General features: G+C 60.5%; 1 protein-coding gene. It reads left to right on the forward strand.

The window, feature by feature from the left end; all coding sequences use genetic code 11:
• The first annotated feature begins 486 nt into the window (after positions 1 to 486).
• A complete protein-coding gene (locus NN5_RS24675; protein WP_037487488.1) occupies positions 487 to 1,251 on the forward strand; it encodes a TerC family protein in 765 nt (254 codons plus the stop codon).
• Positions 1,252 to 1,394: the final 143 nt, after the last annotated feature.

A 1,394-nucleotide genomic window follows, 5' to 3' on the forward strand; every position in this document is an offset into this window, starting at 1 on the left:
CTAGGGCTCGATTGGGGATCAGGAAATTTCCGACCTGCACCGAGCCAAACTCGATGCGGTCCGACATCGCAACCGCTTCAGGCGATCGCCAGAGGGGCCCGGCCCGCGTCCGAGATAATGGAGGGGAAGCATCAGGATTTCAATGGTCGCATCTCCTAGTGAGGTTGAGGGGGCCGCTGGGCGCTGGAGATGTCTCTCGCGAACGCGAACAGACCGGCCCGCGCCAAAGCAGCCTTCTCTTGAATCTGCCGCTGCTTCGTATAGCTTTGCGATCATGCGGGCCGGGCCCCTCTGACGATCCGAGGATGATCGTGATGTCGGACCGCATCGAGTGCGCTCGATGCCGGTCCGGAAATCATTTTTCATGGCACATGGCAGACCGCTCGTTCGACAAGGTCAGGCGAGGAATGCTGTGATGTTCGATCATGTTGATCTTCCGCGATCGCGAGACACGCGCGACCGTGCGGGAGGCATTTCATGACATTGATGGAGGGATTTGCGGCGCTCGCGACGGAGCCCGCAGCGTGGGCGGCACTCGCGACGCTCGTCGCGATGGAGGTGGTGCTCGGCATCGATAACCTCATCTTCATCTCGATCCTCAGCAACAAGCTGCCGGAGCAGCATCGCGTGCGCGCAAGAAGAGTGGGTATCGGCCTTGCGCTGGGCCTGCGCCTTCTATTGCTTGCGTCGGTGGCCTGGATTGTTCAGCTGACACAGCCGGTAGTCTCCGCGTTCGGGCACGGTTTCTCCTGGCGGGATATGATCCTGATCGCAGGCGGCCTGTTCCTGGTGTGGAAGGCGACAAAGGAAATCCATCACAACATCGATCCGGTCCCCAATGACGACCTCTTCGATACCCGAACAGTGGGTATCGGTTTCGCTGCGGCGATAGGTCAGATCATCATGCTGGATCTCGTATTCTCGATCGACAGCATCATCACGGCGGTGGGTATGACCGACAACATCGCAATCATGGTCATCGCTGTCGTCGTTGCCGTGGGCGTGATGTTGTTCGCAGCAACGCCCTTATCGAACTTCATCGGCCAAAATCCGACGGTGGTAATGCTCGCCCTCGCGTTCCTCATGCTGATCGGCACCACCCTGATCGCGGAAGGGTTCGGCGCGCATGTGCCGAAGGGCTATATCTATGCGGCCATGGCCTTTTCGGCGGCTGTCGAGACGCTGAACATCTTTGCGCGCCGGCGCCAGGCTCGTTCCGCTCCGCCGGTGGATGCGCGCGATGCGCGTTGAGGTCGCGGGCGCGGGACATCGACGCCGCTGATGCATCGGGGGTGAACAGAGACATTGAACAGAAGGAGAGAATGACGGTGCGTGATATTCTGCTGCAGGCGAACAGCCATCCCGAACCGACGCCGGCCTGGGCGATCGAACGG

This window comes from Novosphingobium naphthalenivorans NBRC 102051 (genome assembly GCF_001590985.1).
Lineage (GTDB): Bacteria > Pseudomonadota > Alphaproteobacteria > Sphingomonadales > Sphingomonadaceae > Novosphingobium > Novosphingobium naphthalenivorans.

Bases quoted from the DNA above. Each gene is read 5' to 3' on its own strand.
- NN5_RS24675 (WP_037487488.1), top strand. From the start codon at position 487: ATGGAGGGATTTGCGGCGCTCGCGACGGAGCCCGCAGCGTGGGCGGCA.